This window comes from Halorubrum sp. PV6 (genome assembly GCF_003990725.2).
Lineage (GTDB): Archaea > Halobacteriota > Halobacteria > Halobacteriales > Haloferacaceae > Halorubrum.
In genome coordinates this window covers 1,608,997-1,631,605 of record NZ_CP030064.1, presented here as the reverse complement: position 1 = coordinate 1,631,605, position 22,609 = coordinate 1,608,997, and the positions used below count along the sequence as shown (strand labels likewise).

Sequence of the window (22,609 nt, the reverse complement as noted above, 5' to 3'; positions counted from 1 at the left end):
GTCGCGCTCACCGGCACCGCTTTCCGGCTCCCGGCCCTCCACTCACCAACCGATGGTGACGACCGACCCACCCGCGGCGCTCGCCGACGCGCCACACCTCCCTCCGGGACGACTCGAGACCCTCGCCGAGCGCGTTCGCGACGGCCGAGGCGGCTCCGCCGGCGCGTCGCGAACGACGGGCGACCGCGACACCCTGACCGTGAACGCGCCGGCGACGGACGAGCGCATCGGCTCGGTCCCGGCCTGTGACGGCGACGACGTCGACGCCGCGGTCGAGCGAGCGCGGGAGGCCCAGACCGAGTGGGCCGAGACCCCCGCGACCGAGCGCGCGCGAGTCATCGACCGGTTCGGCGACCTCGTCGTCGACCGCCGCGAGGAACTGCTCGACCTCCTCCAAGTCGAGACCGGGAAGTCGCGCCGGACCGCGGTCGAGGAGCTGTTCGACGTCCCCACCGGCTGCGGCTACCTCGCCGAGACCGCGCCCGGCGTCCTCTCCGAGGAGCGCCGGTCCGGGGTCGCACCCGGCGCCACGACGGCGACCGTCACCTACGAGCCGAAGGGCGTCGTGGGCGTGATCTCGCCGTGGAACTACCCGTTGACGCTCTCGATGGGAGACGCCCTGCCCGCCCTCGTCGCGGGCAACGCCGTCGTGCTCAAACCCGACGAGAAGACGCCGTACGGCGCCCTCGCGCTCGCCGAACTGCTTGAGGTCGCCGGGCTGCCCGACGGCCTCTTCCAGGTCGTCACCGGCGACGGCGGGACGGTGGGGCCGGCGCTCGTCGACGCGGTCGACTACGTCGCGTTCACCGGCAGCACGGCGACCGGGCGCGTCGTGGCCGAGCGGGCGGGCCGCAACCTCATCGACTGCTCGCTGGAACTCGGCGGCAACAACCCGCTCGTCGTCCTCGACGACGCCGACGTCGACGAGACGGCCCGCGGCGCGGTACAGGCCTGCTTTTCGAACGCCGGCCAGCTCTGTCTGTCGGCCGAGCGGATCTACGTCGAAGCGCCCGCCTACGACGCGTTCGTCGAGGCGTTCGTCCGCGAGACGGAGCGGCTCACTCTCGGGACCGGCTACGACTACGACGCCTCGGTGGGGTCGCTCATCGACGCCGCCCAGCTCGACCGCGTGACGAGCCACGTCGAGGACGCGCGCGAGCGCGGCGCGACCGTCCTCACCGGCGGCCGCGCTCGTCCCGACGTGGGGCCGTACTGCTACGAACCGACGATTCTCGCCGACGTCGAGCCGGACACGACCGTCGCCTGCGAGGAGACGTTCGGCCCGGTGGTCTCGGTGGCCCCGGTCCCCGACGCCGACGCCGCGATAGCGGCCGCGAACGACTCGCCGTACGGGCTCAACGCGAGCGTGTGGACCGGGGACCGCGAGCGCGGTGCGGCGGTCGCGCGGCAGATCGACTGCGGGACCGTCAACGTCAACGACGCGTTCCTCGCCACGTGGGGCGCCGTCGACGCGCCGATGGGCGGCTTCGGCGACTCCGGACTCGGCCGCCGGCACGGACCCGAGGGGATCCGAAGATACGTCGAGTCGCGCACGGTCGGCGTCTCGCGGGTCGGCCCGCTCACCTTCCCGGACCGGATTCCGACCGACTGGTTCGTCGGGGGCGCCTTCGCGGCGCTCTCGCTCGGGCGGAGAGCGAAGCGCGGCCTCAGAGGAATCAAGCGGCGACTCCGGGGACGCTGACGGGCGCCCGCGACGAGATTTCTCGTCTGTGGCGATCGACCGCCCCTCGTCTGTGGCGATCGACCGCCCCTCGTCTGTGGCGATCGACCGCCCCTCGTCTGTGGCGACCGACTGTCGCCCATCCGTGGCGGTCGATCGCCCGTTGTCCAAAACTATATAGACATATAGCCGACTATTAGAAACGGCTTAAACCCAGTGTCGCCCTCGTACGGGTGACAACACGGCGGCGGTACGTCGCGTCACCACTACCCCAATGAACACGACACCTCAGTTCAGCGACGACGTCGAAGCGCACCACCGGCGACTCGAAACCGACCGCTACGACGACATCTACGTCGTCGGCGACGTCCACGGGAGCCGGTCCGCCCTCGAAACGCTTCTCGCGACGCTCGACCTGTCCGACGACGACCTCGTCGTCTTCGTCGGCGACCTCGTACGAAAGGGGCCGGACAGCCCCGGCGTCGTCGACATCGTCCGCGACGACCCGCGGCTCCTGACGATCCGCGGCAACAACGAACAGAAGGTCGTCCGCGGCGACAAAGACCCCGACTGGCTGCGCGAGGCGGACCGCGAGTACTTCGAGTCGCTTCCCGTCGCCATCTCGTTCGACGACGCGCTCGTCGTCCACGGCGGCGTCGACCCCGAGCGCTCGCTGGAGAGCCACACCGTCGAAGAGCTGTTGACGATGCGGTCGCCCCACGGTGACGGCTACGACGGTCCGTTCTGGTACGACGACTACGACGGCCCCCACCGCGTGTTCTTCGGGCACACGGTTCACGACGTGCCCGTGGAACGCGACCACGCAATCGGGCTGGACACCGGGTGCGTCTACGGCGGGACGCTCACGGCGTACGACTACCGGCGCGACGACTTCGTCGTTATCGACCCGACGGAGACTCACCAGGAGCGATCCGACTCGAAGGTCGTCAGCCCCGCCTGACCTGGCCGCTCCGACTCACTTCTGTACAGCCCCGTACTCGGAGACGAGGCGTTTGCGCGCCCCCGATCGGGTTTTAAAGTATCGACGGTCGCCGTCCGCGGTTCGGACCGCCCAGTCGTACGTCTCGCTGTCGGGTCGGTACCAGCGATCCGCGTGCGCGTCGAACACGGAGTCCGTTTGGTCGCCGTCGTCGCTCTCCTCACCTCCGCCGTCGTCGCTCTCCTCACCTCCGCCGTCGTCGCTCTCCTCACCTCCGCCGTCGTCGCTCTCCTCACCTCCGCCGTCACCGTCACCCCCGTCCGCGTCTGTCGAATCGGTGCCGGCGCCACCGCCGGGCGCGGACTCGACCAACAGGTCTTCGGGGATGATCTCTCGGTCGACCACCATCCCCGTGCCATAGCCGCGGTCGACGGCGGCCTTCGTCGCGTCCATGAGGATCCGCTGGGTGTCTCGCATCGGCTCGTCGCCGGGCGACACCTGCTCGTACGACCCGTCGCTTTGCATCACCCACCGTCGCCGGTTGTCGGTCAGCGACACCTCGAGGATGAAGCGGAGCTGGCGGCGCAGGTCGGTCGCCTCGACGGGCGTGACGGCCTCGACCCGGTAATCGAGGTTCCGCGTCATCCAGTCGGCCGACCCGATGTACCACTCCGGGTCCCCGGCGTTCTCGAAGTAGAATATCCGAGCGTGTTCGAGGAACCGACCGACGATGGAGTGGACCGTGATGTTGTCGCTGAGCCCCTCGATTCCGGGACGGAGCCGGCAGATGTCCCTGACGACGAGGTCGATTTCGACGCCCGCCATCGAGGCGCGGTAGAGTTCGGCGACCATCGACGGGTCTTCGAGCCCGTTCACCTTCACGACCATCCGCGCGGGCCGACCGGCACGGGCGTGGTCGGCCTCGCGTCGAACCATCTCCGTGAAGCGCTCGCGCATCGTCACGGGCGCGATCAGGAGTTTGCGGAACCGGTCGTCGAGCGTCGGCCCGGTGAAGAAGTTGAACACCTTCGTGAGGTCGAGCCCGATGTCGCGGTTGGCGGTCAAGAGCCCGAGATCGGAGTACCCCTTCGCCGTCCCCGAGTGGTAGTTCCCGGTGCCGACGTGGGAGTACAGCCTGACGCCGTCGTCGTCCTGCCTGACGACCAGCGCGGTCTTGGTGTGCGTCTTCAGGCCGACGGTCCCGTAGGCGACGTGGATCCCCTCCTCTTCGAGCTGGCGGACCCATTCGAGGTTGTTCTTCTCGTCGAAGCGGGCCTTGAGCTCGACCATCACCGCCACCTGTTTCCCGTTTTCGGCGGCGTCGATGAGACTCTGGATGACCTTCGAGTCGCTGGCCGTCCGATAGATGGCCGCCTTCACGGCGAGCACGTCCGGGTCGTTCGCCGCCGCGTCGAGGAACTGCTGTACCGTGCCCTCGAACGAGTGGTACGGGTGGTGCGCGAGGAGGTCGCCGCTCCGGATCTCGTCGAAGATGTCCGTCCGCACGTCCGCGTCGTCGCTCACCGTCTGCTCCAGTCGGGGATGTCGCTGGGGGGTCCACGCCGAGCGCTTCAGATCGGGGCGGTCGAGTTCGGTGAGATGGAAGAAGTCCTCGAAGTCGATCGGGCCGGTTCGCTGGAACACCTCTCGGTCGTCCACGTCGAGCTGATCGCGGAGGATCGAGCGCGCCTCGTCCGGCATGTCGGCGTCGACCTCCAGCCGCACGACCGTCGCGAAGCGGCGCTGTTCGAGGACGTCTTCGACCATGTCGATGAGGTCCTCTGCGACCTCCTCGTTCCGTCGCACCTCGGCGTTTCGAGTCACCTTGAACTTCGACACGTCGCGGATGTCGAGGTCGGGCAGGAGGAGATCGATGTTCGCCTCGATCAGGTCCTCGATGAGGACGTGGTCGTTCGTCTCGCCGGGGACCGCGATCAGGCGCGGCCGGTTCGGCGGGATCTTGATCCGCGTGAACGTCGACTCGCCGCCGTCGTCCACCGAGAGCACGGCGAGGGAAAGCGAGAGGTTCGAGATGAACGGGAACGGATGGGCCGGGTCGAACGCTAGCGGCGTCAGCGTCGGGAGGATCGACTCCTCGAAGTACGAGCGCAGTTCGGCGCGGTCGTCGGCCGCGAGCTCTTCGGGGCGCCGGATGCCGACGCCCGCCTCCGCGAGCTCCGGCTTGAGGACCTCCTCCCAGTAGTCCGACTGCTCGCGGAACAGCGGTCGCGCGGCCTCGAGCACCTCGCGCCACTGCTCTTCCGGCGTCCGCCCGTCGGGCGACGTCTCGCTCACGCCGGCGTCCATCTGCTGTTTGAGACCGCCGACCCGCTTCATGAAGAACTCGTCCGTGTTCTTCGTGAAGAACGCGAGGAACCGGAGCCGCTCTAAGGGCGGGTTCCGCTCGTCTAACCCCTCGCGTAACACGCGCTCTTGGAACGCGAGCTCGGAGAGCTCTCGGTTGAGGTAGTACTTCGACGCCGCGGGGTCTCGGTCGCTCACGAGACCACCGTCCGGCGGTCGGACGCGGCCGGTCGACGGCCCGTCGGTCGCTCGCTCCGGTTCGGAGCGAGCGGGGCCGTGGTGTCGGGGGACGGACACCGGAAGCGGTCGACAGGGAACATGCTAATCGGAAGGCCAAGTAGGCACAAATAGCTTTGTTACTCTGTCTACATTTCGATATATACTCATACGTGAGAGTACGTATTTTCCGACGGTTCGGACGGCGCCCCCGACCGCGCGGCGGAGCGCAACGTTTAGCGCACCGCCGGACGCAGTGGCGCGTATGCGCTTCTTCGAGAGGCTCGCGGCCCGGATCGAGTCGACCGACAGCGTCGTCTCCGTCGGGCTCGACCCCGACCCGAGCCGACTCCCCGAGTTCGTCGCCGACGCCGACCTGCCACGGTGGGCGTTCAACCGGCGGATCATCGACGCGACCCACGAACACGCCGCCTGCTACAAGCCGAACGCCGCCTTCTACGAGGACCCCGACGGCTGGCGGGCCCTCCGCGAGACCATCGCCTACGCGCACGGCAAGGACGTGCCAGTCCTCCTCGACGCCAAGCGCGCCGACATCGGCAACACGACCCGGCAGTACGCGGCGGCGCTCGACGACGCCGACGCGATCACGGTGAACCCGTACCTCGGCCGCGACTCGCTCCAGCCGTTCCTCGACCGCGCGGACAAGGGCGTATTCGTCCTCTGTCGCACGTCGAACCCCGGCGGCAGCGACCTGCAGGACCTCGAACTCGCCTCCGGCGAGCCCCTCTACGAGCGCGTCGCTGCGCTCGCGGACGTCTGGAACGGCAACGACAACGTCGGGCTCGTCGTCGGGGCGACGGCGCCCGAGGAGCTGGCCGAGGTCCGCGATATCGTCCCCGAGATCCCGTTTCTCGTCCCCGGCGTGGGCGCGCAGGGCGGCGACGCCGAGGCCGCGGTCGAACACGGGCTCGCCGAGCGCCCGGACGCTGCCGTCGACGTGGGGGTCGTCAACTCATCGCGAGGGATCATCTTCGCCGGCGAGGAGTCGAGCCGCCCCGACGACGAGGGGACGTACTTTGGTGCTGCTGGCGACTCAGCGAAGCGGCTTAAAAAGCGGCTGAATCAACACCGGTAGGCTTCGGTTTGATCACTGTTGGCGGCCCTTCGCACACGACGTACACACTCCGAGAGTGTCGGTCCAGTGGCGGTCGCAGACGGCGCGGCCGCACTGTGGACAGCCGTGACGCGCCGGCGCCGCCTCGCAGATCTGACAGACCCCGGTGCTGCTCATGGGGCCTCTCGGGTCGGGTCGCTTATGAGTGTCGGGGGCGACCCCGGAGTATGCGCCAGTTCGTCGTCATCGCTCACGACGTGCCCACCGACCCGGACGCCGTCTCGCTGTCCGACATTCCCGGTGCGGGCCGACTTGACCTCCTCTGTCGGTGCGTTTCCGCCGGGGTCTTCCTCTCACACGGGATTCGCGAGCAGGTCCGGGTCCACCTCGTCGTCGCCGACGCGTTCACGGTCACGTTCGACGCGGACACGCTCCGGCACCTCCACCCGGACGAACGCAACGTCGCCGCCCGGATCCGGGACGCGCTCGGCGCCGCGGACGACGCCATCGGGCACATGCCGGCTGACGTCTCACCCGGCGTCGAACTCCGCCGGATGGGGGTTACCGCGACGCTCGACCGACTCCTCGACGGTGCGGGCGCTGCCGATCCGACGCTGGTCCAACTCCACGAGGAGGGCGACCCGCTCGTCGACGCCGCCCCGCCGAGCGACCCGGTGTTCGTGCTCTCCGATCACAACGACTTCACCCCCGACGAACGCGACGCGCTCGCGGAGCGTGCGGAGCGCCGAGTGCGGGTCGGGCCGAAGCGCCTCCACGCCGACCACACGATATCCGTCGTCCACAACTGGCTCGACACGGGCGGCTACGCCGACTACTAGCGACACCGGCGTCGAGCGCTTACGGGTTTCGGGCGAGTCGGCGGTGGGGTCCGAGGTCGCCCGTTTCGCCTCGGTGACGCCGTTCTTTTAAGTCGTTACCCGGTCTGCCACTCGATGAGCCGCTCGAATCCGTAGGTGAATCCGAGAAACAGGACCACGAACACGAACCAACGGAAGGCGTCGAAGGTCCCAGTGAACGCGAGGACGTTGAAGATGTACGATAGTGACGCTCCCACGAAAGATGCGAGATACAGGTTCCCTCGGCTTTCCATGCAGGCGCTTCTGCAGATACTGAGTTAATTCTTTGTCAGTGTGCGAGACAAACGAGCATTCGCCGCGAGAAATTTCACGCTTTTTCAACCGCGATTCGATGTGCCAGTAGAGCCGCTCGGCGTGTGCCCCTCGAGTCAGTCACCGTGCCTCGGTGAGGAACTGGGTGCGCTGCAGGACGAACTCATCGGCCAACACCGACACGTCTCCCTATACGAGTCGTCTGGGTGTCGATAGCGTCCGGGTACGCTCAGGCTCCCGGCCCTGGCTTTCGGAAAGGTTAAAAGAACGAACGGCCTTCCTGAGCATGCGGGCCGGTGGGGTAGCTTGGTATCCTTCGGCCTTCGGGTGGCCGTAACCACGATTCAAATTCGTGCCGGCCCACTTCTCCCGCATTTCTACACTGCTGAGCGACTGCCCTCGCACGGCCGTAACCACGTCCACCGCGAGCGAGTCTCGCGTGATTCAATATTCGTGCCGGCCCACTTCTTCCGCATCCGTTTTGGAGCCGACGAAACCGCAACACAGCCTCGGCTCCGACAGCACAGCGCCGTGACGCCGTTCCCACTTTCGGATCCCTAACCCCCGCCTCGTGTGTCGACACCGACGCCCGACGAGCGCGTCCGCAACCGAAACGCACTGGAGTCCCCGTCGCCGAACTGAGCCGTGAACGGCGAGTCGGCGTCGTCGTCGGGCGCGCAGACGGACGAGAGCGGCGCGCCCGTCGAGCGACTCGTCGGCGGCTACACCGGCCGGATGCTGCTCGCCGTCGCGCTCGCGTGGGCCGTCTTGCAGGCCGGCCGGTTCCTCCTCTCGCCGCTGCTGCCGGCTATCATCGCCGATCTCGGCATCACCGAAGCGACCGCGGGGGTCGTCCTCGCGATGTTCAACGGCGTGTACGCCCTGACGCAGTACCCCTCCGGCGAGTACTCCGACCGCTGGTCGCGGGCGACGCTCATCGTCCCCGGACTCGCCACGCTCGTGGTCGGGTTCCTCCTCTTCGGTCTCGTCGGCGGCCTCGCGGGGTTCGCCCTCGCGGCGGTCGTCACCGGCTTCGGAAAGGGGCTCTTTGCCATCCCCTCGCGAGCGTTACTCTCGGACCTGTTCGTCGAGCGTCGCGGCCGGGCGCTCGGCGTCTACGCCGCGGGGACCGATATCGGCGGCCTGCTCGCCGCCGGCCTCGGCGTGCTGGTGCTTTCGGGTGCGGTGTGGCGACTCCCGGCCCTGTCGGTCCTCGGAACGCAGTTTCCCGCGGTGACAGTCGGGTTCACCTCGTGGCGCACGCCCTTCCTGCCGGTGGCGGCCGTGCTCGCGGGGTTCCTCCTGTTGTACGTCGTCTGGACTCGCGACGGCTACCGCGTCGGGAGCCCGTCCCTCGACGTGGTCGGGACCGTACACCGGCTGCTGGCGACTGGTCGCCAGCGGCGGACGCTCCTCGCGTTCGGGCTCTTTTACCTGATGGTCGGCGGTTTCATCAACTTCCTGCCGACGTACCTCGCGCAGGCGAAGGGGTTCTCGGCGGAGCTGGCGAGTGCGGCCTTCGCGCTCGTGTTCATCGTCGGCGCGCTGACGAAACCGGTTGCCGGGGGACTGAGCGACCGCTTCTCGCGCGAGACCATCGCGGTGGCCGGCCTGCTGGTCGCGGCGCTCGCGCTGTCGGTCCTCGTCGTCGCGGACACCCGCGTCGCCGCGCTCGGCGGCATCGCCGTCATGGCGGTCGGCTACAAAACCGAGTTCCCCATCGCCGACGGCGTCATCCTCGATAACGCCCCCGACGACGACCTTGGCGCGGACCTCGGCGCGGCGCGGGCGCTGTTCCTCGCGGCCAACGCGGTCGGTCCGGCGTACGTCGGCGTGGTGGCGACGTACCTGAACTACGCCGTCGCGTTCGGCGGTCTCGTCGCGTGTCTGCTCGTCGCCGCCGGGCTGCTGGCGTGGGACGCCGTCGGCGACGACTGATCGCCGGCGCGCGTCTTCTCGGAGTGCGGTGCGACCGACTGCGTTTCCGCGACGCGGCCACGACCGCTCCGATCCGGTTTTTGACAAGGTTCAAGTCCACCGCTGGCCCCGTGTTACACGAATGAAACTCTTCGCCTCGGCGTCCGACCGGCGGCGAGGACTCCTCGCAGCCGTCGCCGTCGCGCTCGCGTTCGTCGCGCTCTACCTGTTCGTCCGTGAGTACGCGAGTTTCATCACGGACGCCGAGGCCCTCCGACTGTGGCTCCGCCAGTTCGGCGTCCTCGCGCCGCTCGTGTTCGTGGCCATCCAAGCGCTGCAGGTCGTCGTCGCGCCGATTCCCGGCCAGGTCGTCGCGCTCGTCGCGGGCTACCTGTTCGGCTCGTTCTGGGGGACCGTCTACAGCCTCACGGGCGTGCTCATCGGCAGCACCATCGCCTTCTCGCTCGCGAAGCGATACGGTCGCTCGTTCGTCGAAGACGTCATCCACGAAGATGTCGTCTCGCGGTTCGACGAGTTCGTCGACACGGTCGGCGTCCCAGGGCTGTTCGCGTTCGTGATCATCCCCGGCCTCCCGGACGACGCCATCTGCTTTTTAAGTGGTCTCACGAAGTGGCGGCTCCCGACGTTCCTCGCCGTTATCAGCGTCGGTCGACTGCCGGCGTACGTGTTCACGGTGTACGCCGGCGGCGAGCTGGCGAACGGGCGGTTCCTCACGGCCATCGCGCTCATCGCGCTTGTCGTCGTCGCGTCGATAGTCGGCTACTACAAACAAGAGACGGTCAGAAACCTCATCGCTCGCATCGAGCCGCGCCTACCTTTTTAAGCGGAGCCAGGTATCGGCGGGGTCTCAGTCACCCCCACGTCCATCGCTTGTCGAGGACGAACCGGTAGAGCCCGCTGAGGAAGATGGCGACCGCGTTGGCGACGAGGTACATGACGCTCGCCCACTCGACGAGCGCGTACAACACGCCGAGTTGGATCGGAATCGCGGTTCCCCGGACGAGATTCGTCTTGACCAACCCTTCGAGATACTCCATGGTACCCGTGTTCTGGCTCGCCTGAAAGGTCCACGCGTTGTTGAGCACGTACGAGAGAATGATCGTGATCTCGATGGCGATGGTCGCGCCGATCAGGTAGTTCAGGCCGGCCGCGTCGACGAACAGCCAGAGCAGCCCCATCTGTATCCCCGCAGTGACTGCGCCGACGAGGACGAACCGGCGCATCTGCACGGCGATCGGCCCGCTCGTCAGGTCTCGGAGAACGGCCCGTAGCATCACCGATAGCCGAGCGCATCGAGGCGGGCCTCAAGATCCTCGTCGACCGCCTCGTCGTCGCCGCCGCCGGCGGCCTCCACTTCGGTCTGTTTGTCGCGGAGTTCGGCGACGTGGTCGGCGACGACCGGCGCGAACCGCTCGATGACGGCGAGCGCCTCGTCGGAAGGGTCGTCCGACAGGTCTTCCTGCTGGGTCGGGTCGGTGTCCCGGCGGTATAGCTCGGTGGTCTCCGCGTCGACGTTCTCGATGTAGGTCCACGTCTCGTCGCGCACGCTCACGAGGAGGTCGCCGTCGGACAGCGACCGCGGGATCGGCTGTTCGGTCACCTCCTCGCCACGGACGGTGACGGAGACGACCGGCTCCTGGTCCGGCGACTCGTCGTCGGTGACCGCCGGTGCGACCGACTCGCCGCGCCACTCCGACGGGGTGTCGACGCCGAGCAGGTCGGCGACGGTCGGCGGAATCGCGTCGAGTCCGACGTGTTCGGAGACGCGCCGCCCGCCGTCCTCGCCGGGGACGTTCACGATGAGCGGCACGTGGATCAACTCGTCGTAGAGTTTCGGATAGTGTGCGAGGTGGCCGTGTTCCTGGAACTCCTCGCCGTGATCGCCGGCGACGACGATGGCCGTCTCGTCGGCGATGCCGGCCGCTTCGAGCTGATCGAGCAGGCGGCCGACGCTCGCGTCCACCTGTCGCACGGTCGCCTGATACAGGGTCCGAAGCTCCCGTAGCGTCCGTTCGCCGACCTCCCACCCGAGGCTCGTCCGCGTGTGCGCGTGGAGCATCCGGTGGGTGCCGAGAAGGCCGTCGGAGACCTCGCGAATGTACCGGGGCGCGGGGACGTACGGGGTGTGCGTGTCCATGTAGTGGACCCACAGGAAGAACGGCTCGTCGGTGTCGTCGACGAAGTCGGTCGCCGCGTCCTCGACGTCGAACATCCGCGAGGCGTCGAGGAACGGCCGGTCGTCGCTGTCGCCCCGGATCTTCGACCCGAGCCGGCGGAACGGCGACGTGGCGAGTTGGATCCACGCCTCGACCGTCGGGTGCGCCGCGAGGTACCGGCTGTACCGGCTCGACCCCACGCTCGTGACGAACGGTTCGAACTCGTCGAACCCTTCTGGATACCCCCAGTGAGAGGTGAGAAAGCCGTTTGCGGCGTTGAAGCCGCCGGTGGCGAAGCCGGCCTCGGACAGCACCGACGCCAGGGTCTGCGAGCCCTTCACGCCGATATCGGCGTTTCTGGCGAAAACGGGCTCGGAGGCGAGGATCGACGGGAACGAGAAGGGCGTCCAGTTGCCGTTCGCGAACGCCCGGTCGAAGACGGTGCCGTCCGCGGCGAGCGACGAGAGGACCGGCGAGCGACGGCTGTCGTCGTAGGGCGCGATCGAGTCCGCACGGAGCGAGTCGATCGTGACGAGAAGGACGTTCGAGACGGCGCCGTCGGCCGACGGTGCCGCGGTCGACGCGGTGTCTGTTGAGCCCGACGGCTTCGAGGCCGATGCCGCTGTGTCCGAGGTCGACGTGTCCGGTTCCATGTTGTGCGTGAGCGAGTCCTGAGCCCAGTCGCCGGAGGGTGGCCCGACTGGACGCGTCGCGCCGTCGATAACCGGGACGCGGGCGTCGGCCGGGCCGAACGGCCGAGACGAGCCTCCCTGCTCGCCGGGCCGAACGTCGGAGTCGCTAGTTATCTGACCGCGGTCTGCCAGCGTCTTGAGGATTCCGGTTGCGGGGACGACCGGGGATCCGGGCGGCGATGCGGGGGGAACGTACCTATTTGACTTTCGAGAACCCACTGTCACCCATGAGCGATCCGTCCACCGAAGCGAATCCCGACGGCGCGTCCGCCGCGGACCGACGAGCCGGGCTCGAAGCGCTCGACGAGCCGGTGCCGCCCGACGAGATCCCCGAGGGGGTGCCGGGCGAGTCGCGCGCGATCGACGTCGGCGACGTGCGGCTTCACGTCGTCGAGGCCGGCCCCGAAGACGGGAAACTGCTCGTCTTGCTCCACGGCTTCCCCGAGTTCTGGTACGGGTGGCACGAGGTGATCGCGCCGCTCGCGAACGCGGGGTACCGCGTCGTCGTCCCCGACCAGCGCGGCTACAACCTCTCGGCGAAGCCGCCGGCCGTCCGCGACTACCGCATCGACGTGCTCGCGCGCGACGTGGTCGGGTTGATCGACGCCTACGACCGCGAGACCGCCGCCGTGGCCGGCCACGACTGGGGCGCCGCGGTCGGGTGGTGGCTCGCGCTCACCCACCCCGAGCGCGTCTCGGAGTTCGTCGCGGTCAACGTCCCGCACCCGTCCGTCTTCGAGCGCGCGCTCCGGACCTCGTGGGACCAGCGGCTCAAGAGCTGGTACTTCCTCGCGTTCCAGCTTCCGAAGCTCCCCGAGGCCGTCGCCAGCGCCGGGAACTGGCGGCTCGCCGTGCGCGGGCTCAGAGACACGAGCGATCCGGGGACGTTCGGTGACGACGACATCAGGCGCTACCGGCGCGCGTGGAACCGCGACGGGGCCTTCGAGGCGATGGTGAACTGGTACCGGGCCATCGTCCGCGACCGGCCGACGCCGCCGACCGATACCGTCGAGGTCCCGACGCTCGTGATCTGGGGCGCCGAGGACCCGTTCCTCTCGACGCGGCTCGCGGGCGAGAGCGTCGACCGCTGTACCGACGGCCGGCTGATGACGCTCGATACGGCGACGCACTGGGTGGTCCACGAGGAGCCGCACCGCGTCGCCGAGGCCATCGCCGACCACGCCGACCCCCTCCCGCCGGGGATGCGAGACTAGCCGGACCGCCCGTCGCGCGCTGCTCGCGCGGATCCGCCGCCACACACCTTTTATACCGACGGCCGCGACTCACCGATATGACGCTCGACACCTACCCCGCCGTCGACGACCTCGACCCCGATCCGGGAGTCGTCGAGACGGCCGAACTCGTCGTCACCGACGACGTGCTCGTCAAGGCGTTCGTCCTCGGCCCGGACGCCGCCGTCGACCCGCACGAACACGGCGACGCGACCAACGTGTTTCACGTCCTCGAAGGGGAGCCGACGGTCGTGCGCGGCGACGACGAGGAGTCGCTCGCGGCCCCCGCGGTCGTGTTGAACGAACGCGGCACCGTCCACGGCGCCCGCAACGACACCGACGAACGCGCCGTCATCACGGCGAGCCTCTGTCCGCTCCCCTGATGGACGGCGAAATCGACCCCGAGGAGCTGGCGAGCCTCCTCGACGAGGCGGACGCCGACGCTGGCGACGGCACCGACGGCGGCACCGATGCCGGCGAGGCGACAGACGGCCTCCGAATCGTCGACATCCGCGATCAGCGCGCCTTCGACCGCGGTCACCTCCCGGAAAGCGAGTGTATCCCCTTCCCGGAGTTGACCACGCGGATCGCGGAGTTGGAGGGCGCAGACCGGATCGTCACCGTCTGTCCGCACGGCGTCGCCAGCCAGCAGGCGGCTCAGCTCATCGGCAGCTACGCGGGAACCCAAGCGGCGCGCGTCGAGAGCCTCCGCGGCGGTATCGAGGCGTGGCAGCGCGACGCGGGCGAGTTGGTTCCGACGGACGACGCCGAGAGCGCGGACGCGACCGCCGGCGACGCCGACGAAGGCCCCGACGCTCCCTTTTAAATACGCAGCGTCGCGCGCGCTGACGCCGTACGCCTTTTAAATCAGTCACCGTCAGCGCTCTCGTCTCCGCTCGCGTCCGAGCGCGCCCGCGACGGTGAACACCGCGACGAGCGCCGCGATCACGCCGAATCCGGGCGCGCCGTCGGACGAGATCGGCGCCTCGTACGTCACGGTCACCGTCGACGACGCCTCGTCGACGGGGCTGACGACGCGTATCGTCGCGTTCTCCGACCCGCCACCGATCGGTCCGCCGTCGGCACCGACGCGCACGGACCGAGCGATCGTCGTCGTCTCCCCGGCGTCCAGCCGTATCGCGTCGGTCGCGACCGTCTCGCCGTCGACGCGGAAGTCGACGTCGCCGGCGGCGGGGACCCCCGCGTCGTTCTCGACGGTCGCCGTCGCGACGACGCGCCCGCCCGCGTCGACGCGCTCGCGGTTCACCGACACACCGCGGACGAGCGGCTCCGCGGGTTCGGTCACGGACACGGCCACCACCTCGCCGCCGACCCGGACCTCGTAGTCGCCGACCGCGTCGAAGGTGTGCTCGAACCGTTCGACCCGCTCGTCGCCGGCGGCGAGCGTCCCCGAACGACTCGCGACCGTCTCGCCGTCGACCGCGAGCGAGAGGTCGTAACTCCCCGGCGCGCCGCCCGTGTTGGACACGGCGACCGCCGTCGCGAGCGACTCTCCGACGACGAGTTCGACGGGCGCGCGCGACACCGTCCGGTTCCGATACTCGCCGGTCGCTCTGACCCCGTCGTCTGTGAGGGCGTACCCGACCTGCGCGGGCGTCTCGCCGAACGCCGCCGCGTGTGCCTCTCGGTCCCACATCTCGGGAGACTCTCGGGTCGCCGTCAGGCGCTCGGCTTCGGCGCGGATCGCGGCCGCGGTCGCGTCGTCCGTGCCCTCGGCCGCGGCCGCCTCGATCGCATTGAGTATGTCCTCGTTGGTGATCGGCTCGTCGGCCTCGTTCAACTCGCGGACGACCGTCGCCAGCGACGCGGCCCCGTCGGTGGCGGTCCGGAGTCGCCTGTCGATTTCGCCGGCGACGAGCGCCCCCTTCGTGTAGTCGGGGTTCCCCCGCCAGGTGGTCGGATCGGCGAGCACCGCCGAGGCGTCCGGCTCGCGCTCGCCCCTGGCCAGCGTGCGCTCGAACGACGGGAAGTCCGCGGCGCCGCGGGAAAGCGCGAACAGCGCGGCGTAGTGCGTCGCGCTCGCCTCGGTGATCCAGCGACCGCTCGGCGCGGCGCGGTACGCCTGCCGGGTGTGGACGTACTCGTGCGTCCACACGTCCGTCGCCGTGCCCGCCGGCTCCACGTCGCGGACCCACAGGTCCATCTCCCCGGTCTGGAGGCCGCGGACGCCCCACGACACCTCACCGGTGGGGGCGGCGAACGCGACGACCGTCTCGTCGCGGGCGCCCACCGGCAGCGCGACGGACGCGTCGGCGAAGACGTCGAACACCTCGTCGGGAGCGGCGACCAGAGTCGCGGCCGCGGGGACGATCAGGCGGTACCGCTGTCCGGCGGCCTCGCGGGTGTACGCCTCGTGTTCGCCGAGGAACGCCATCGACTGCGAGGCGACCCCCGGTCCGTCGACGACCCGCTCGCGCTCCAACCGGACCTGGCCCTCGCGCTGCCCGGTGTACGTCCACCCGGCGCCGAGACGGGGCGTCTGGACGAGCGCCCACTCGCCGGTGGCGACGAAGCGGTAGGCGCCCTCGCCGGCGAACGGGCCGGGCTGCTCGACGGTCTGGTTCGCGTCGAGGACGTACCTGAGCGACGGATCGGCGGTCTCGCCGTCCCACGCCCACACCGACTCGCCCGGATCGGCGCCGTCGACGGGGTCGAACCCGGTCGCTTCGACCTCGGCGTCGGGGCTCGCGCTGAGCAGCGTCACTTCGAGCTCCGTGACGCGGTCGGGGAGCTCCGCCCGCGTCGTGACGGCGACGGTTCCGGGGGTGCCCGTCTGTGACAGTTCGGTTCGCAGTCGGATCACGTCGGCGTCGTCGTCGGCGGTCTGGGCGACCGAGTCGCCGTCGGCGGTCGCCGCGAACGACTCGACGGACGAGTGCGTCTCGGCGTCGGCGGAACTCGCGCCGACCGCAAGCGGCGCGGCCGCGGCGACCGTCAGCCCGATGACCGCCGCAACGACGAGGAAGGCGACGACGGCCCGACCGTCGGCGACCGATTCCGCCCGTGTCATGCGCCCCGTAGCGCCCGGCGCGGATTAAGCCCTCTTTGTGAGTTCGATGACAGGACTGAGGGGATCGGTGCGTCGACGAGGCTCGCCACGGCGCGCGAACGACTCAGAGCGCGCGAATCCGCGTCGTCCAGAAGTCGCGGAACGCGTCGTCGAGGGCGGCTCGCGGCTTCCCCGTCGCGTCGGAGACGTCGGTGACGTCGGCGTGGGCCCGCACGTCGCCGAGGACGCTGCGCTCGCCGACGACTATCGTCTGGTCGACCGGTTCGTCGCCGGGGTCGGTGAGCGCCGCGGTCACCTTTTTAAGATGGTCGTCGATCTGTCCCTCGCGCCGGCGCTCGAACCGCCCCTGCGAGAACCCGCCTTTCGAGTGGGCCTCCTTGACCTCGGAGGTGAACCCCTCGAAGGCGACCCGCTCGTCGCCCTCGTAGACGCCGAGCGCGAAGGTGTCCGAGCGCACGAGCGCGAAGGCGACTCGCCCGGTCGGACGGAACCACGACTCTTCGAGTCGGAAGCGGTCGCTCCACCGGTCAAAGGGCTCGGGGGGCATCGGGGGCGTCAGCGCCGCGCTCACCGCTCCCGTGTCGTCGGCGATGACGACCGCGGGCGCGGCGCGCCTGACGAGTTCCGTCCGGTCGCCGAACCACGACGCGACGCGCTCGGGCACCGCGTCGGCGTCGGGGACGAAAGCGGTGAGGAGCCCCTCGGGGTCGGCGCTCTCGACCGCCCGAAACCGCCCGAGCGCGTCGGCCAGCCGAGGGCCGCGGGCGTCGCTCACGCGGCGGAACTCGAACGACTCGTCGTCGCCGTCGACGCGTTCGAGGCGGGCTTCCAGCGACTCGATTCGGTGTTCGAGGCGGTTGACGCGCTCCTCGGCGCGCTGGCGGTCGGCGACCGCCTCCGAGCGCCGCTCCTCTTCGGCCTCGGCGCGGCGTTCGAGGTGGTGGTTCGCCTCTTCGAGTTCCTCGATCCGCTCTTTTAACTCGGCGCGCCCGAGCAGCCTGTCGATCATACCCGAAGGGTGACGGCCGCGGCCTAAAAGGTGCGTCCGTGCGACGGCCGGTCGGTGCGTCGGTCGTCGGTCAGGCGTTCACGTGCGGCTCCCACCCCTCCCACCGCAGCAGGGTCTCGGCGCGGTCCGCGTCTGCCAGCAACACGTTCCGCCGGTCCGGGAGGGCGTCGTCCGCGAGCGACCGGGGGATGGCGAGCGTCCCGCTGGGGACCTCGTCGTCGCCGGCGACCGGGATGTGGCTGCCGTCGACTTTCATCACGAGGGGCGCGTCGAGCCGTTCGACGCCGCGGCCGACCGCATAGAGCTGCTCGTTGACGTGTTCGTGGTCGGCCCGCTGGATAACGGCACGGTCGCCGTCGTGGGGCTCGACGTACAGTTCCCCCAGGTAGTATCCGCTCGAGAATCGCTCAAACATACTGTGCATGTTACTGTCTGTCACAGTAATATATAAGCGTTTCTCGCGTGTGACGAATCCCGAGAATTAGCGACGCTGCCGCCGTTGTCGCCTTCCGCGAGTGCGTTTGGCCGTCGCTCGGCGGCGGCTTACGCGTCGTCCGACCGCCTGGCGACCTCGTGGCGACCGAACCCGTAGCGCAGTCGGTTCGCGAGCCGCCGCGAGAACCGCCCCTCGTTCCGCGAGTCGAACCGCTCCGCGAGCGCCTGATAAATGATCGGCACCGGGACCTCCTGTTCGAGCGCCTCCTCGACCGTCCACGTCCCGGTCGATCCGCCGGCGACGTGGTCGGCCACGTCGCCGAGATCCGACCCCTCCTCGCGGAACGCCTCCTCGCAGAGTTCGAGGAGCCACGACCGGATCACGGCGCCGTTGTTCCACGTCCGCGCGACCGACTCCATGTCGAGGTCGTACCGCCCCTCGGAGAGCAGTTCGAACCCCTCGCCGTACGCCTGCATCAGCGCGTACTCGACGCCGTTGTGGACCATCTTCACGTAGTGGCCCGACCCCGACTCGCCCATCCGGTCGTGGCCGTCGGGACCGGTCGCGACCGCGTCGAACACCGGCACGAGCGCCTCGTAGGCCCACTCGGGGCCGCCCACCATCAGCGAGAAGCCCGCCTCGGCGCTGGCGGGGCCGCCGGACGTGCCACAGTCGAGGTACGCGGCGTCGGTCTCCTCGGCGCGCCGCACCGACGCCTGAAACTGCGAGTTCCCGCCGTCGACGACCACGTCGTCGCCGTCGAGGTGCGGTTCCAGGTCCGTGAGCGTGGCGTCGACCGCGTCGCCCGCGGGGACCATGAGCCAGATGCGCTTCTCGGAGCCCAGCCGGTCACAGAGGTCTGCGACCGAGTCAGCGGGCGTCGCGCCCGCCTCCGCCGCGGTCGCCGTCGCCTCCGCCGAGAGGTCGAACGCGACCACGTCGTGGCCCGCGTCGAGCGACCGATTCACCACGATCTGCCCCATCCGCCCGAGTCCGATGACGCCGAGTTCCATGCGCGAGGGGTGGCGACCGGCCGCCGTAGTGGTTCCGGTTCGGTGGTCTGGGGACGACCCCTACTTAAACCCGAAAGGAATGAAGGGGCAGCGGGAGGGACGGGCAGGGCCTTCCGTCGTGCATGGCCAGATTATCGCTGCGGTTCGATTTTCCTCCCGGCTCGTGGCTCGGCGACGTATCGCGAACGCACTCCGGCGCGACGCTTCGAGCGACCGCGACCACGCCGGCCGCAGACGGCGAGGTGACCGCGCTCTCCGTCGCCGGTGCCGACCGCGAAGCGGCGGTGGAGACGCTGCGCGAGCACGACCGCGTCGACCGGGTGGACCTCGTCGACCGAACGGGTCCCGTGACGCGGGTGCGAGTCGTCGCGTCCGCTCCGCTCCAGCACGTCGCGGCCGCGCGGGCGGTCGGGCTCCCCATCGGAGAGTCGGCTGCGGTGACGGACGGGCGGGCGACCCTCGCTGTCGCCGGCGACCGGTCGCGGCTCACCGCGTTCGGGCGGCGACTCACGGACGCGGGCCTGGAGGTTGCGATCGAGGGGAGCACTACCGGCGACGCGCCGGTCCTCACCGACGCACAGTGCGAACTCGTCGTCGACGCCGTCGCGGCCGGCTACTACGACACGCCGCGAGCGTGTACGCTCACGGAGCTCGCAGCCGCTCACGACATCGCGAAATCCACCTGTAGCGAGACCCTCCACCGCGCCGAAGGGCGAGTGATGCGCCGGTTCGTCGCGGGCGACCACGACGACGGCTGCGGCGCCCCTCGCGACCCGGCCGCCGAGCCGAGCGACGCCACCGCGAACGTCGGCGACGACGAGCGCGACGCTGGCCCCGACCGACCCGAGTCGGCCGAGGCCGCCGTCACCGAGCCCTGAGCGCCGCTACGACTCGTCGAGCGCCTGCCACGAGAGCCGCGGGTTCCGCGCGGCGTCGACCTGGTCGATCCGGCTCGACGCCGTGCGGTTCGGCGCGGCGTCGAGCGCCTCGTCGGTGTCGGCGTACGCGAGGTTGAACGCCTCGGCGAGGTCGTCGAGCGACGACTGCCCCTCGATTTCGGTCGGCTCCGTCAACATTGCCTCGGGAACCATCTCCGGCCACTTCGTCGTCGGCGGGTGGACGCCGAAATCGAGCATGCGCTTCGCCACGTCGGCGGCGTCGCGGTCGCCCGCTGTCGCCGCGAACTCGTGGTGGAAGGGGCCGTAGGGCACGTCGAGATCGATCCGTTCCACGAGGTAGTTCGCGTTGAGCACCGCCTTCGCGGCCGCGTCCGCGAGTCCCGCGTCCCCGAGTCGGGCGACGTAGGCGTACGTCTTCACGAGGACGAGCCAGTTGCCGGTGAAGCCGTGTACCTTCCCGATGGTGTGTTCGGGTTCGAAGCGCTCGTAGCCGCTGCCCTCGGTCGCCTCCCGGACCCGCGGCGCCGGGAGGAACTCGGCCAACTCGTCGACGACGCCGACCGGCCCGGCGCCCGGCCCCCGCCGCCGTGCGGGGTCGCGAACGTCTTGTGGACGTTGTAGTGCATCACGTCGAACCCCATGTCGCCGGGGCGACCGCGGCCCAGCAGGGCGTTGAGGTTCGCGCCGTCATAGTAGAGCAGGCCGCCGGCGTCGTGGACGATGTCGGCGATGTCGGCGATGTCGCGCTCGAAGAGCCCCACCGTGTTCGGATTGGTGAGCATGAGCGCCGCCGTGTCGTCGCCGACGGCCGCCTCCAGCGCCTCGACGTCGACGCGCCCGTCGTCGCCGGAGGGGAGTTCGACCACGTCGTAGCCCGCGAGCGCCGCGGTCGCGAAGTTCGTTCCGTGGGCGGAGGCGGGGATCACGACCTCGGACCGGTCGTTACCGTTGTGGTCGTGGTACGCCTTCGCGACCGCGATACCGGTGAACTCGCCGGCCGCGCCGGCGGGCGGCTGGAGGGTGACCGCGTCCATCCCGCCGATCCGCCCGAGGTACTCCTGGAGCCGGTACTGGAGTTCGAGGTTCCCCTGTTCCGACCGCGTCGAGCGGTCCGGGTGGATCGCCGCGTTCGGGTCGGCGGCCACGTCCTCGGTGAACTTCGGGTTGTACTTCATCGTGCAGCTCCCGAGCGGGTACGGCCCCGAGTCGATCGCCCAGTTCATCTGCGAGAGCCGCGTGTAGTGGCGGGCGATCGCCGGCTCGGCGGGCGCCGGCAGAGTGAGCGACTCGCGCGTCAGGTCGTCCGGGAGCGGCGACGACTCCCGCACGTCGACGGTCGTCTCGCCCTTCTCCGAGAGCAGCGGCTCGTGAACCCCGTCCTCGCGGGCGTAATCGGCCTGATCGTGGATCACTCAGATCACCTCCTCGAAGGCGGCGACGAACGCGTCGGTCTGTCCCGCGTTCAGGTCGGTCACGCACACCTGTAGCAGGTGTTCGTCGACGGTGTGGACCGCGAACCCTTCGGTCTCAAGATCGCTCGCGATGGCCGCCGCGGGCTGGTCGACGTGGACGACGAACTCCCGGACGTGGTGGCGGTCGTGAACCGGGGCGACCGCGCCGTCGATCGCGTCGATCCGGTCGGCGAGCGCCGCGGCCTCGGTCACGCAGTCGTTCGCGAGGTCGACGAGACCGTCCGGACCGAGCGTCGCCGCGTGAATCGCGGCGCGGAGCGCGACCCACGCCTGGTTCGTGCAGATGTTGGAGGTCGCCCGCTCTTTCCGGATGTGCTGTTCGCGCGTCTGGAGCGTCAGCGTGAACGCCCGGTCGCCCGCGGCGTCCGTTGCGGCCCCGACGAGCCGACCGGGGACCTGCCGGAGGAACGCGTCGCTGCAGGCGAAGAGGCCGAGCCCCATCCCGTAGGCGGTGGGGAGGCCGAGCGCGCCCGCCTCGCCGACGACCACGTCGGCGCCGACGCTCGCGGGCTCCTGAAGGACGGCCAGCGAGACCGGGTCCGAGCCGAGCGTAAACAGCGCGTCGGCGTCGGCCGCGACCTCGCCGATCGCCGCGAGTCGCTCCTCGATACAGCCGCGAACGGTCGGGTTCTCGGCGTACACCATGACCACGTCGTCGCCGGCGCGGTCGGCGAGGGCGTCGACGTCGGCGTTCCCGTCGGCCATCGGGTACGGCTCTATCGTGAGGCCGGCGCCCGCACAGTAGTTTTCGAGCACGGCGCGTTTCCCCTCGCGAAGCTGTTCGGGGACGAGAACGGTGTCGCCCGTGGTCGAGCGCACGCGGTCGGCGAGCGTCGCCGCCTCGCCAAGCGCGGTCGCGGCGTCGTACATCGAGCAGTTCGCGACGGGCAGCCCGGTCAGCTCCACGAGCATCGACTGGTACTCGAAGAGCGCCTGCAGGAACCCCTGTGACACCTCCGGCTGGTACTGCGTGTAGCTCGTGAGAAACTCCGCGCGGTCGGCGAGGTGGTCCACGACGCTCGGCACGTAGTGGCCGTAGTGGCCTCGCCCGAGGAACTCGACGAGGTCGTCGTTGCGCGCGAAGATCCGCGAACACTCCTCGCGGATCTCCCGCTCCGAGCGCGGCTCGATGCCGAACTCGCCGTCGAACGCGACGGCGTCGGGGATGTCGAACAGCGCCTCCTCGTCGTCGACGCCGATTTCGGCGAGCATCGCCGCGGTCTCGGCGTCGGTGTGGGGCGCGTACGGCGTGCCGTCGGCCCCGCTCATCGGTGCGTCTCGCTCGCGCTGCGGTCGGTCTGTCGTCCGGTCGCCGGTCGTCTGCGGAGAGGTGGCGTGGTCATGCTGGTGTGTCGGCTGGCGGCGCCTGCGCTGAGAGCCGGTTC

General features: G+C 69.8%; 20 protein-coding genes, 1 tRNA gene and 1 pseudogene. 11 read left to right on the top strand and 11 right to left on the bottom strand.

From position 1 onward, the window contains the following. Positions 1-52: 52 nt before the first annotated feature. Positions 53-1,702, top strand: a complete 1,650-nt coding sequence (locus tag DOS48_RS21915) for a succinic semialdehyde dehydrogenase (RefSeq protein WP_127117757.1) — start codon at positions 53-55, stop codon at positions 1,700-1,702. Positions 1,703-1,955: 253 nt separating this feature from the next. After that, positions 1,956-2,642: a metallophosphoesterase family protein gene (locus DOS48_RS21910; RefSeq protein ID WP_127117756.1), complete on the top strand. Its 687-nt coding sequence runs from the start codon at positions 1,956-1,958 to the stop codon at positions 2,640-2,642. 15 nt (positions 2,643-2,657) lie between these two features. Here DOS48_RS21910 and ppk1 read toward each other — a convergent pair whose 3' ends face one another. Further along, on the bottom strand, positions 2,658-5,123 hold the full coding sequence (gene ppk1, locus DOS48_RS21905) for a polyphosphate kinase 1 (protein WP_127117755.1): 2,466 nt from the start codon (positions 5,121-5,123) through the stop codon (positions 2,658-2,660). Beyond that, positions 5,120-5,245: a hypothetical protein gene (locus DOS48_RS29550; protein WP_256370848.1), complete on the bottom strand. Its 126-nt coding sequence runs from the start codon at positions 5,243-5,245 to the stop codon at positions 5,120-5,122. Before DOS48_RS29550 ends, ppk1 begins: the two co-directional genes overlap by 4 nt. A 161-nt stretch (positions 5,246-5,406) precedes the next feature. Here DOS48_RS29550 and pyrF point away from each other — a divergent pair, with 161 nt between their 5' ends. Both pyrF and trmY read left to right on the top strand, forming a co-directional pair. After that, positions 5,407-6,237, top strand: coding sequence for an orotidine-5'-phosphate decarboxylase (gene pyrF / locus DOS48_RS21900; protein ID WP_127117754.1), 831 nt, complete (start codon positions 5,407-5,409; stop codon positions 6,235-6,237). Positions 6,238-6,443: 206 nt separating this feature from the next. Then, positions 6,444-7,055 carry a tRNA (pseudouridine(54)-N(1))-methyltransferase TrmY gene (trmY, locus tag DOS48_RS21895; protein ID WP_127117753.1) on the top strand — a complete coding sequence of 204 codons (612 nt, stop codon included), beginning with the start codon at positions 6,444-6,446 and terminating at the stop codon, positions 7,053-7,055. A gap of 95 nt (positions 7,056-7,150) precedes the next feature. On the opposite strand, the gene DOS48_RS21890 is transcribed toward trmY, so the two are convergent. Continuing rightward, entirely contained in the window at positions 7,151-7,327 is a 177-nt protein-coding gene (locus DOS48_RS21890; RefSeq protein WP_168654253.1) for a hypothetical protein, read from the bottom strand. A 309-nt stretch (positions 7,328-7,636) separates the two neighbouring features. Between DOS48_RS21890 and DOS48_RS21885 the strand changes: the two genes are divergently transcribed. The 3 genes from DOS48_RS21885 (at position 7,637) to DOS48_RS21875 (ending at position 10,107) form a co-directional block, all read left to right on the top strand. Continuing rightward, positions 7,637-7,709: transfer RNA gene (locus DOS48_RS21885), tRNA-Pro, on the top strand. A gap of 372 nt (positions 7,710-8,081) precedes the next feature. Then, complete coding sequence (locus DOS48_RS21880) at positions 8,082-9,284, top strand: MFS transporter (RefSeq protein ID WP_127118873.1); 1,203 nt, start codon at positions 8,082-8,084, stop codon at positions 9,282-9,284. Positions 9,285-9,405: 121 nt separating this feature from the next. Continuing rightward, positions 9,406-10,107, top strand: a complete 702-nt coding sequence (locus DOS48_RS21875; RefSeq protein WP_127117752.1) for a TVP38/TMEM64 family protein — start codon at positions 9,406-9,408, stop codon at positions 10,105-10,107. Positions 10,108-10,135: 28 nt separating this feature from the next. Here the strand turns inward: DOS48_RS21875 and DOS48_RS21870 are convergent, their stop codons facing one another. Both DOS48_RS21870 and DOS48_RS21865 read right to left on the bottom strand, forming a co-directional pair. After that, on the bottom strand, positions 10,136-10,558 hold the full coding sequence (locus DOS48_RS21870) for a GtrA family protein (RefSeq protein ID WP_127117751.1): 423 nt from the start codon (positions 10,556-10,558) through the stop codon (positions 10,136-10,138). Continuing rightward, positions 10,558-12,093, bottom strand: a complete 1,536-nt coding sequence (locus DOS48_RS21865) for a sulfatase-like hydrolase/transferase (protein ID WP_127117750.1) — start codon at positions 12,091-12,093, stop codon at positions 10,558-10,560. Before DOS48_RS21865 ends, DOS48_RS21870 begins: the two co-directional genes overlap by 1 nt. Positions 12,094-12,359: 266 nt before the next feature. Between DOS48_RS21865 and DOS48_RS21860 the strand changes: the two genes are divergently transcribed. The 3 genes from DOS48_RS21860 (at position 12,360) to DOS48_RS21850 (ending at position 14,190) form a co-directional block, all read left to right on the top strand. Next, positions 12,360-13,346 carry an alpha/beta fold hydrolase gene (locus tag DOS48_RS21860; protein WP_127117749.1) on the top strand — a complete coding sequence of 329 codons (987 nt, stop codon included), beginning with the start codon at positions 12,360-12,362 and terminating at the stop codon, positions 13,344-13,346. A 77-nt stretch (positions 13,347-13,423) separates the two neighbouring features. Further along, positions 13,424-13,747, top strand: a complete 324-nt coding sequence (locus tag DOS48_RS21855; RefSeq protein WP_127117748.1) for a cupin domain-containing protein — start codon at positions 13,424-13,426, stop codon at positions 13,745-13,747. Beyond that, entirely contained in the window at positions 13,747-14,190 is a 444-nt protein-coding gene (locus DOS48_RS21850) for a rhodanese-like domain-containing protein (RefSeq protein ID WP_127117747.1), read from the top strand. Before DOS48_RS21855 ends, DOS48_RS21850 begins: the two co-directional genes overlap by 1 nt. A 51-nt stretch (positions 14,191-14,241) precedes the next feature. Here DOS48_RS21850 and DOS48_RS21845 read toward each other — a convergent pair whose 3' ends face one another. From DOS48_RS21845 to gnd, 4 genes are all read right to left on the bottom strand, one after another. Beyond that, the gene (locus DOS48_RS21845; RefSeq protein ID WP_127117746.1) at positions 14,242-16,395 is read right to left on the bottom strand and encodes a hypothetical protein; all 2,154 of its coding nucleotides are present in this window, start codon (positions 16,393-16,395) and stop codon (positions 14,242-14,244) included. Positions 16,396-16,498: 103 nt separating this feature from the next. Continuing rightward, on the bottom strand, positions 16,499-17,404 hold the full coding sequence (locus DOS48_RS21840) for a Vms1/Ankzf1 family peptidyl-tRNA hydrolase (protein WP_127117745.1): 906 nt from the start codon (positions 17,402-17,404) through the stop codon (positions 16,499-16,501). Positions 17,405-17,474: 70 nt separating this feature from the next. Then, positions 17,475-17,819 (bottom strand): DUF5802 family protein, encoded by a 345-nt coding sequence (locus tag DOS48_RS21835; RefSeq protein ID WP_127117744.1) that lies wholly within the window; start codon positions 17,817-17,819, stop codon positions 17,475-17,477. A 128-nt stretch (positions 17,820-17,947) separates the two neighbouring features. Continuing rightward, a complete protein-coding gene (gene gnd, locus DOS48_RS21830) occupies positions 17,948-18,853 on the bottom strand; it encodes a phosphogluconate dehydrogenase (NAD(+)-dependent, decarboxylating) (RefSeq protein ID WP_127117743.1) in 906 nt (301 codons plus the stop codon). A 122-nt stretch (positions 18,854-18,975) separates the two neighbouring features. Between gnd and DOS48_RS21825 the strand changes: the two genes are divergently transcribed. Beyond that, positions 18,976-19,731 (top strand): helix-turn-helix domain-containing protein, encoded by a 756-nt coding sequence (locus DOS48_RS21825; RefSeq protein WP_127117742.1) that lies wholly within the window; start codon positions 18,976-18,978, stop codon positions 19,729-19,731. Positions 19,732-19,737: 6 nt separating this feature from the next. Here DOS48_RS21825 and gcvPB read toward each other — a convergent pair. Both gcvPB and gcvPA read right to left on the bottom strand, forming a co-directional pair. Continuing rightward, positions 19,738-21,164: pseudogene (gene gcvPB / locus DOS48_RS21820) on the bottom strand (aminomethyl-transferring glycine dehydrogenase subunit GcvPB). Further along, positions 21,165-22,493, bottom strand: coding sequence for an aminomethyl-transferring glycine dehydrogenase subunit GcvPA (gene gcvPA, locus DOS48_RS21815; protein ID WP_127117741.1), 1,329 nt, complete (start codon positions 22,491-22,493; stop codon positions 21,165-21,167). Between the last annotated feature and the right edge of the window lie 116 nt (positions 22,494-22,609).

What these genes read in the sequence shown, in the direction of transcription:
- DOS48_RS21850 (WP_127117747.1), top strand. Translation starts at nt 13,747, where the DNA reads ATGGACGGCGAAATCGACCCCGAGGAGCTGGCGAGCCTCCTCGACGAG.
- DOS48_RS21870 (WP_127117751.1), bottom strand. Translation starts at nt 10,558, where the DNA reads ATGCTACGGGCCGTTCTCCGAGACCTGACGAGCGGGCCGATCGCCGTG.
- DOS48_RS21825 (WP_127117742.1), top strand. Translation starts at nt 18,976, where the DNA reads ATGGCCAGATTATCGCTGCGGTTCGATTTTCCTCCCGGCTCGTGGCTC.
- DOS48_RS21855 (WP_127117748.1), top strand. Translation starts at nt 13,424, where the DNA reads ATGACGCTCGACACCTACCCCGCCGTCGACGACCTCGACCCCGATCCG.
- DOS48_RS21860 (WP_127117749.1), top strand. Translation starts at nt 12,360, where the DNA reads ATGAGCGATCCGTCCACCGAAGCGAATCCCGACGGCGCGTCCGCCGCG.
- DOS48_RS21845 (WP_127117746.1), bottom strand. Translation starts at nt 16,395, where the DNA reads ATGACACGGGCGGAATCGGTCGCCGACGGTCGGGCCGTCGTCGCCTTC.
- pyrF (WP_127117754.1), top strand. Translation starts at nt 5,407, where the DNA reads ATGCGCTTCTTCGAGAGGCTCGCGGCCCGGATCGAGTCGACCGACAGC.
- gcvPA (WP_127117741.1), bottom strand. Translation starts at nt 22,493, where the DNA reads ATGAGCGGGGCCGACGGCACGCCGTACGCGCCCCACACCGACGCCGAG.
- DOS48_RS21890 (WP_168654253.1), bottom strand. Translation starts at nt 7,327, where the DNA reads ATGGAAAGCCGAGGGAACCTGTATCTCGCATCTTTCGTGGGAGCGTCA.
- DOS48_RS21865 (WP_127117750.1), bottom strand. Translation starts at nt 12,093, where the DNA reads ATGGAACCGGACACGTCGACCTCGGACACAGCGGCATCGGCCTCGAAG.
- gnd (WP_127117743.1), bottom strand. Translation starts at nt 18,853, where the DNA reads ATGGAACTCGGCGTCATCGGACTCGGGCGGATGGGGCAGATCGTGGTG.
- trmY (WP_127117753.1), top strand. Translation starts at nt 6,444, where the DNA reads ATGCGCCAGTTCGTCGTCATCGCTCACGACGTGCCCACCGACCCGGAC.
- DOS48_RS21840 (WP_127117745.1), bottom strand. Translation starts at nt 17,404, where the DNA reads ATGATCGACAGGCTGCTCGGGCGCGCCGAGTTAAAAGAGCGGATCGAG.
- DOS48_RS21875 (WP_127117752.1), top strand. Translation starts at nt 9,406, where the DNA reads ATGAAACTCTTCGCCTCGGCGTCCGACCGGCGGCGAGGACTCCTCGCA.
- DOS48_RS21910 (WP_127117756.1), top strand. Translation starts at nt 1,956, where the DNA reads ATGAACACGACACCTCAGTTCAGCGACGACGTCGAAGCGCACCACCGG.
- DOS48_RS21915 (WP_127117757.1), top strand. Translation starts at nt 53, where the DNA reads ATGGTGACGACCGACCCACCCGCGGCGCTCGCCGACGCGCCACACCTC.
- DOS48_RS21880 (WP_127118873.1), top strand. Translation starts at nt 8,082, where the DNA reads ATGCTGCTCGCCGTCGCGCTCGCGTGGGCCGTCTTGCAGGCCGGCCGG.
- DOS48_RS21835 (WP_127117744.1), bottom strand. Translation starts at nt 17,819, where the DNA reads ATGTTTGAGCGATTCTCGAGCGGATACTACCTGGGGGAACTGTACGTC.
- DOS48_RS29550 (WP_256370848.1), bottom strand. Translation starts at nt 5,245, where the DNA reads ATGTTCCCTGTCGACCGCTTCCGGTGTCCGTCCCCCGACACCACGGCC.